Here is a 7,891-nt window from a genome sequence, read left to right as displayed (position 1 = left end):
GCTGGGCTTTCGGGCAATCACAGTCGTGGTGACATTTATCGTGCCCTGCTCGAGGGCGTTGCTCTCGAACAGGCCATGATGACCAACAAGGTGGCCGCAGCGACTTCACCGATCACACATTTCGCCGCAGTGGGTGGCGGATCACGCTCCGATCTCTGGTGTCAGATTCTTGCCGATGCCTCAGGCCGCGACGTCCGGCGGCTCGAAACGGCAGAGGCCTCCGCACTGGGCGCCGCCATGGCAGCTGCGCGCGGTGCGGGCTGGTATCAGGATATTCCCGCCGCCTCAGCTGCTATGTCCGGCAAGCCCTCCAAGAACTTCCGCCCACGGGCAAAAAATGCCCGCCGGTATCGTGAACTGCTCTCCATATATTCCGAACTCTGGCCTCAACTGTCTGCATGGAACCAGAAGCTCGTATCCTTTGCCAGCGGCCAAATCCGATGACTGACTGGAATAGTCTCATCGCAGATGTCGTGTCAGGCCGCTGGAAGGACCCGGCCACAGGCGAAGCCGCCAGCGTTCCATTCGAGGCCATCCGTATCGAGGAAGACCTCGATGGTGGTGAGGCAGATGTTCTTGCTCCTCTGAAGCTCGGTCAGCGCCTTGCGGTTGTATCTGACACCAACACCCATGAAGCCATGGGCCGCCGTGTTGCGAAACACCTCTCGAGGCTTGCCGCTATTGATGAACTGGTGCTGCCTGGCGATACCCACTGCAATGAGCCGGCCGTGGCCAGCCTGCGTGAAAGGACGCGGCATGCGGATGCGCTGGTGGCCGTTGGGTCAGGCTCTCTGTCAGACACCTGCAAATATGCGAGTTTCCTCGATGGACGGCCCTATGCCGTGTTTGGCACCGCGGCATCCATGAATGGCTATGCAGCAACCACTGCCTCGGTGACGCTTTCCAATGGCTACAAGACCTCGCTTCCCGCTCACGCACCACGTGGCATCTTTCTTGACCTCAAGATCTCGGCGGCCGCACCTCACTGGCTTTCGGCAGCCGGGCTGGGCGACTCGCTGTGCCGTCCGACGGCTCAGGTTGACTGGTGGGCGGCTCACCGGCTGCTGGGTTCAGTCTATTCTGCAACACCCTATGCGCTGATCGCCGATGATGAACCGCGGATGCTGGAAGCCGCCACGGGTCTCCGCAATCGTGACGTTACTGCCCACGGTCATCTGCAGCGTGTCCTGACACTGTGCGGCCTTGGTGTCTGTTTCACCGGCACCTCGCATCATGGCTCAATGGGCGAACATCAGGTGTCGCACTGGGTCGACATGTTTGCCGGCTCGGATCACCCCGGAACCACACACGGCCAGCAGGTGGGCGTCGCCTCACTGGCAATCGCCCGGTTGCAGCACGAATTGCTGGCGATGGATGCTCCACCCCTGATCCGCGCCACCGACATCAATGAAAAGGACTTTCTTGCCCGGTACGGTCAGGAGTTGGGTGGAATCTGCTATGCGGAGGCCCGCAAGAAGGCCTACGACCGTGCGGGCGCCGAGGCGTTCAACCGGAAGCTGTCTCAGGTCTGGCCCTCGTTGCGGGATGAGCTCAGGCCAATGCTGATGGATCCTGGCCGCATGAAGGACATACTTTCTGCAGCCGGTGGAGCCACCACCGCCACCGACCTGGGAATTGACCGCAAGATCTGGCGCAAGGCCATGAAGCATGGCCGAGACGTTCGCAACCGCTGGTCATTCCTCGACCTGGCGGATGATGCAGGTCTCCTCGACGATTTCCTTGACCGCGACGAACAATAGGACAACCAAAGCCATGGCATCGGTAACCATCAAGAACGTCAGGAAGACCTACGGAAATCTCGAAGTCGTGCACGGCATTGACCTGACGATCGATGATGGGGCCTTTGTAGTCCTGCTCGGCCCGTCGGGCTGCGGCAAGTCAACCTTGCTGCGTATGATTGCAGGGCTCGAGACGGTGACGGCAGGCGACATTGAAATCGCCGGAAAGCGCGTCAATACGGTGCACCCCAAAGACCGCAACATCGCCATGGTGTTCCAGAACTATGCGCTCTATGCGCATATGAAAGTCCGAGACAACATGAGCTTTGCCCTGCAGCTTGCCAAGCGGCCACAAGCTGAAATTGACGAGAAGGTGGGTTGGGCCGCAAAGATTCTCAATCTTGAGCCGTATCTTGACCGCTACCCGCGGGAGCTCTCCGGTGGTCAGCGTCAGCGCGTTGCGATGGGGCGTGCCATCGTGCGCAATCCCGCAGTGTTCCTGTTCGATGAGCCCCTCTCTAATCTCGATGCAAAATTGCGTGTGCAGATGCGCACCGAAATCAAGGAGCTTCATGAGCGCCTTAAGACCACAACTGTCTATGTGACCCATGACCAGATTGAGGCCATGACAATGGCAGACAAGATCGTCATCCTGCGCGATGGCTACATCGAGCAGGAAGGATCGCCACTTGAGGTGTATGATAAGCCGGCAAATCTCTTTGTCGCCGAATTCATCGGGTCGCCCTCGATGAATTTGCTTGAAGGCGAAGTGACGAGCAGCGGCGTACGGCTATCTGATGGAACGCTGCTGCCGCTTCCAGCCAGCCACGGTGCTCAGCCAGGACAGAAAGTGGTCTATGGCATTCGTCCGGAGCATCTCAAGCTGGGCTCTGGCAACCCCGCAAAGGTGAATGTCGTAGAGCCAACTGGGCCGGAGATGCACATCTACGCCGAATTCGGCGGCAAGGAAATCTGTGTTGTCACACAGCAACGCGTTGCGCCAGCGCGTGGCACAGCAATTGAGGTCAGCCCGCAACTTGACCGGGTGCATCTGTTTGATGCCAGCAGCGGAAAGGCGCTGGTGTGAGCAGAATTGCCATTCTTGGCGCTGGCGTGATGGGCTCGGCAATGTGCCTCCCGGCACATGATCGTGGTCATCAGATACATCTCGTCGGCACCCATCTTGACCGTGAAATCATTGACAGTATCAAGTCATCAGGTCACCATCCAAAGCTGAATGTGACACTGCCAAAAGGAATCAGCGCTTATCATCACCAAGACTTCGCAGATGCTCTTGGTGGCGACAGTGACCTGATCATCCTCGGCGTCAGTTCGGCAGGTGTGGCATGGGCAATCGATAGGCTATGCGAGACGCTCGACAAATCCATTCCCATCGTGATGATCACCAAGGGCATGCACCCCGAGCCTGACCGGCTCACTACACTGCCGGACTATGTTGCGAGTGAAGTGAGACGCCGCAGGGGTTTGTCCCTGCCGATTGCTGCAATTGGCGGACCCTGCATCGCGGGCGAGCTCGCAGTTCGCCGTCAGACAGGCACTGTGATAACTGCGCGTGACGAAACGCTGGCCCAGTCATTGTGTAGTATGCTGGCGACCGACTATTACCATCCCCGGCCTTGCCCGGACGTGGTCGGTGTCGAAATCTGTGCGGCATTCAAGAATTTCTTTGCCATCGGGGTCGGATGGGCAGTCGGTCGTCTTGAAAACTTGGCCGAGACTCCGAATCGCGCCTGCAACCACAATGCAACCGCCATACTGTTCGATCAGGCCGTTCGTGAAATGATGGTGCTTGTCCGGGCACATGGCGGCGCTGACTCAAGCGTGTGGGGCATGCCAGGCGCTGGTGATCTCTACGTAACCTGCCAGGCAGGACGAAATTCGCGGCTCGGTCACAATCTGGGCCGTGGTCTCACTTACAGGGCCGTGCGCGAGGGCCCCATGAAGGGCGATACCATTGAGGGTGCCGAACTTGGCGTCAGTGTTGCAGCGACCCTCCGCTCCATGATGACGAAAGGACAACTCCATGCCGCCGCCCTGCCGCTTACCACGGCCCTGCTTAACGCTCTGACCCAGGATTCGCCCCTGGATGTTCCGTGGGCGGCGTTCCACCAGCCATGAGGACGAGCAAGTGGACGATGCAGACATCCTTGCCAGTTCGGTAACCTCTCTCGGGAGTCGGCACTACATCGACCCCGAGGAGCAGATAGCCACACGTGCAGCCTGGCTCTATTTTGTTGCCGGTCTCACACAGGCACAGATTGGCAAGAAGCTCGGCATCAATCGTACGCGGGTCAACAGGGTTCTGGCCCAGGCGCGTGACCAGGGTCTTGTACAAATCAATATAACGGGCCGTCTCGCGTCCTGCGTAGAGCTGGAGGACAGGCTGTCCCAACGCTTTGGTCTCCAGGAGGCGGTAGTCGTACCCACGCCACCCGATCAGGACATGATCCCGCAAGTGATTGCCACTGCGGCAGCGGCCGTCCTGAGCCAGCGCCTCAAGAATGGAATGTCGGTGGGCGTAGGCTGGGGGCGTACGCTTCGTCTCTCCATTCAATCGGTACCACGCCGACGACTTGACCGTCTCTCGGTCGTCTCGCTGCTGGGCGGGCTGACGCGAGGCTCCGCCATGAACCCACACGAGACTGCATCCCACCTTGCTGATCTCCTCGGAGGGCAATGCTATTACGTCGCCGCACCCGCACTCACCGATACAGAGTCAACCCGCAATCTCCTCATCGCCCAGCCAATGCTACGCGAAATTTTCGAGCGCGGCGCGAAGGTGGATCTGGCCTTTCTCTCGGTTGGAGCTCTGACGCCTGGCTGCACCATGTCGCGCGTGGGCCTCATCACACGAAGTGAAGTGGATGATCTTTTGCGGGCAGGCGCGGTCGGAGATATCTGTGCCCACTGGATCAATGTCGAGGGCCAGCTCGTCGATCATCCCCTGAACGCCCGCGCCATGGCCCTGCCGCCTCACTATCTCAAGTCCATTCCCTGCGTTGTCATCGCCTCAGGCGGTCGGACAAAGGCTCAGGTGCTGCACGGCGTCCTCAAAGGCGGCATGTGCAAGGTCCTCATCACGGATGAGCAGGCTGCCAAGACTATTCTTGCAATGGATCCTGCTTGAATGGATCTCCGCTCATTGTGCTCCATAACCACTGAGCCACTCGCCATCCTTGAGATGTCGCTGAATGCTTGAAACGACGTGACGGCCCCACGCCAGTTCACTGCGGTCAAGACAGGCCTGAAAACGATCCACCGCATCGCCACCCTTGCCCGCTGGAAGTTCGCCCAGAACGAATTCCGCCAGTTCAGTGCGACTGACTCTTATAGGTGAGGTATCTTCTAGGTTACGAGCATCCATGACACTCAACAGCAGCACCCCATTGCGCAGCGTGAGAACCTGCAGCATGTCTTCGCCGTCGACGTCAAGATGTAGGGTCATGTCCTTGCCTTCTGCCAGGCGCGGATCGACCAGAAAACGAAGAAAATCAAGATTGACGGATACCGGTTCGACGATCAGATCTTCAAGACTCGGCGTGCCGAGCGCGGCCCGCACCAGGTCCATGCTCACCGGCTGATCCTTCAACATCAAGCTGCCGTCAAGTTCCATCGCCTCCGTCATGTACCAGCCACGAGCATTGGCAGATGTGGTCCGCTGGGCCAGGGCTCGTGCCGCGCTGGCCCGCAGCCTGCGGACCTCAGCATCTCCGGCCTCCGCCTGCAGAAGAAGAGTGGTGAGGCGCAACACCCAGCGCCAATTGGCAAGGCCACCCATGCGAACAGCCGATGCGGCCTCTTGCCGGACTCGATCAACGCCCCCTGCTAGCGCAACCAAACGAGATGCTTCGTCCTTCACGGAAAGAGGATTGATGTCATAGACATCATGCCCAAACCATCCCACCGTTCCGTTATAGACTTGACGGACATGACTTTCGACCTGTCCGTAGTTCTCCCATCCGTCGCGGATGGCCGCAGGAATGTAGATACGCTCGGCTGCTTCACGGCCATCAAATCCGCGCGCAATCCAGCGCAAGGTCTGATCGTGAATGATCTGTACTTGGTCGGCAGCCCTTTGAATGCTTTTTCGCACGGCCTCCTCGCCAATGATGGGTGCAGAATGCAGGTCAAGAAGTACCTGTGCATCATGAGTTTCCAAGAACCGTGCATCTTCCAGAAATTGCACAGGATTGCGAAACGGGCCACCGCGGAGGCTGTAAATGTTGAAAAATCCACCGGGAACCATGAAGTTCGAAATTAGCGTCTTGCGCTTCGGAAAAAAGAAGCCGACGCTGTCGGATGTGTCGGTGCGGTTCGGCATGACATTGACTTCCTCACCGGCGATCTCAAGACGGTCCACCAACCCATTCCTGAAGAACCGGGATGGCGCAACATAACCTGACTCGGCCATCAGCTTTTCGATGGTAAACCCAAGCCGGTTCGGAAATGCGTCAGGGCCCTGCAAAGGGTGAAGGACGCCAAATTGCGCCACCGCTCTCGCTCGATAGAAACCACTCTTGATGCTCACGCCAGAGGATGCCTTACGATTGGCATCCAGTAATTCATGCCCCCAAATTTCAGCGCCCTCGTCGAGCCATACCGTTGTACCGTCAGTATAGTGCCAATGCGTGTACAGGATCGCGGCAACCTGGATTGCCCTGCCCACTGTCTTCTCCAGCGCAGACCGCATCTCTTGGGCAGCTCGGATCGAATCGCTCGTGTCGACGATGATCCATCCCTTGGGCGCATCGATGGCCATGCTGTGACCCAGTGCCCATCCGCTCATCAGGTAGACACCGGGAGCAACCTCCGACACCTTTGGCGCTGTGATGCCCCATTTTGCATCTGCATCAAGTGCAACCTGCGTGGTGATGGCGCCATTGCGGGCGACAACCGTCTCTTCGACCAGAGACTGCTGTATCCACTGCTCTTCCACGCCACCATTAACCTTGGTGGCTGAAACGAAACCACCCGCCATCGACACTGCGCAGGTTGCTGCCGGAAGACGGGTGATAAAATCGCGTCGCGTTGCCATGTCAGGAACCCTTTCCCTTCCAAGATTCCAGGCACCGAAAGGACACTCGCACAAATCATGCTGAACGGCTCGGGCCTCGCAGGAACACTACGACGAAGACGATGACCAGACTATATGGGCATTAGCCCCTGTAATCGATATCTTTGGCATTGACGACTAAGGCCGGATCAAGTTTTCCGGCAAAGTGATCGAGAACGTTCTGCACAGAGGCAATCGCCATCCTCGCAGCGCATTCCGCAGTCAGGCCTGCCGAGTGCGGGCTCAGCAGAACCCGGTCGTTACTGAGAAGCGGGTGATCCGATGGTGGCGGTTCCGAGAGCAGAACATCAAGACCCGCACCACGAAGCCTGCCACTGCGGAGCGCCTCATCTAGCGCCCCTTCATCCACCAGCCCACCGCGCGCTGCATTGACGAGAATTGCGCCAGGTTTCATCGCTGCGAGTTCAGGCTTGCCAATCAGCGCACCGGCTGATGAACCAGGCATATGCAGCGTCACATAATCTGCAGCACCCAAGGCAGAGCGCAAATCCGTTACAGGCGTGACACCCTGCAGGATCATTGCATCTGCGGCAACAAACGGATCATGGGCGGAGACATGCATGCCGAAAGCCTTGGCAAGTTCAGCCACACGGCGGCCAATGCGGCCGAACCCAAGGATCAGAAGAGCCCGACCATCAAGCTCAACCGTCTCGAAACGGTTTCGCACAGTCCATTCACCCTGGCGTACGGCCCGGTCATGTGGCACCGCACGCCGAGCAACCGCCAGCAGCAACGTGAGCGTATGCTCGGCAACGGATCGGGAATTGACATCGCCTACGATACACAACGGAATGCGGCGGGATGTGAGCGACTGGATATCAACCGCATCATAACCGACCCCGTGGCGGGAGACGATTTTCAGATGAGGCGCCGAGGCAATGGCGGCTGCCGTGAGTGGCTGGGTGCGCAGGATGAGCGCATCAGCTCCCGGCAGATCAGGCAGATAGGAATCCAGCGAAATCTCGTCGATGAGCTTGAAGCTGACGTCCTTGCCAGCTTTCAGGCATTCAACGCCTGCTGGATGAAGCTTTCCGGCAACCAGAATATGAGGCATGAG

Annotated in this window: 7 protein-coding genes; 5 read left to right on the top strand and 2 right to left on the bottom strand. The window is 58.5% G+C overall.

The features are described from left to right. From ACILRN_RS03205 to ACILRN_RS03185, 5 genes are all read left to right on the top strand, one after another. The coding region (locus tag ACILRN_RS03205) for an FGGY-family carbohydrate kinase (RefSeq protein ID WP_395685482.1) at positions 1–444 on the top strand (444 nt) is incomplete at its 5' end. Continuing rightward, positions 441–1,760, top strand: a complete 1,320-nt coding sequence (locus tag ACILRN_RS03200; RefSeq protein WP_395685480.1) for an iron-containing alcohol dehydrogenase — start codon at positions 441–443, stop codon at positions 1,758–1,760. The genes ACILRN_RS03205 and ACILRN_RS03200, both read left to right, overlap by 4 nt. 13 nt (positions 1,761–1,773) lie before the next feature. Then, positions 1,774–2,826, top strand: coding sequence for an ABC transporter ATP-binding protein (locus ACILRN_RS03195; RefSeq protein WP_395685478.1), 1,053 nt, complete (start codon positions 1,774–1,776; stop codon positions 2,824–2,826). Further along, positions 2,823–3,878, top strand: a complete 1,056-nt coding sequence (locus ACILRN_RS03190; RefSeq protein WP_395685476.1) for a hypothetical protein — start codon at positions 2,823–2,825, stop codon at positions 3,876–3,878. The genes ACILRN_RS03195 and ACILRN_RS03190 overlap by 4 nt, the downstream gene beginning before the upstream one ends. Next, positions 3,847–4,887 carry a sugar-binding domain-containing protein gene (locus ACILRN_RS03185; RefSeq protein ID WP_395685474.1) on the top strand — a complete coding sequence of 347 codons (1,041 nt, stop codon included), beginning with the start codon at positions 3,847–3,849 and terminating at the stop codon, positions 4,885–4,887. Before ACILRN_RS03190 ends, ACILRN_RS03185 begins: the two co-directional genes overlap by 32 nt. A 12-nt stretch (positions 4,888–4,899) precedes the next feature. On the opposite strand, the gene ACILRN_RS03180 is transcribed toward ACILRN_RS03185, so the two are convergent. Continuing rightward, the gene (locus ACILRN_RS03180) at positions 4,900–6,795 is read right to left on the bottom strand and encodes an alkyl sulfatase dimerization domain-containing protein (RefSeq protein ID WP_395685471.1); all 1,896 of its coding nucleotides are present in this window, start codon (positions 6,793–6,795) and stop codon (positions 4,900–4,902) included. Between the two features lie 121 nt (positions 6,796–6,916). Then, positions 6,917–7,888 carry a hydroxyacid dehydrogenase gene (locus tag ACILRN_RS03175; protein ID WP_395685469.1) on the bottom strand — a complete coding sequence of 324 codons (972 nt, stop codon included), beginning with the start codon at positions 7,886–7,888 and terminating at the stop codon, positions 6,917–6,919. Between the last annotated feature and the right edge of the window lie 3 nt (positions 7,889–7,891).

It is taken from the genome of Aestuariivirga sp., from assembly GCF_044238155.1.
Lineage (GTDB): Bacteria > Pseudomonadota > Alphaproteobacteria > Rhizobiales > Aestuariivirgaceae > Aestuariivirga.
The sequence above is the reverse complement of the archived record's forward strand: the minus strand, read 5'-3'. Positions and strand labels throughout refer to the sequence as shown.

Coding starts and splice junctions, on each gene's coding strand:
- ACILRN_RS03200 (WP_395685480.1), top strand. CDS start 441: ATGACTGACTGGAATAGTCTCATCGCAGATGTCGTGTCAGGCCGCTGG.
- ACILRN_RS03195 (WP_395685478.1), top strand. CDS start 1,774: ATGGCATCGGTAACCATCAAGAACGTCAGGAAGACCTACGGAAATCTC.
- ACILRN_RS03185 (WP_395685474.1), top strand. CDS start 3,847: ATGTTCCGTGGGCGGCGTTCCACCAGCCATGAGGACGAGCAAGTGGAC.
- ACILRN_RS03180 (WP_395685471.1), bottom strand. CDS start 6,795: ATGGCAACGCGACGCGATTTTATCACCCGTCTTCCGGCAGCAACCTGC.
- ACILRN_RS03175 (WP_395685469.1), bottom strand. CDS start 7,888: ATGCCTCATATTCTGGTTGCCGGAAAGCTTCATCCAGCAGGCGTTGAA.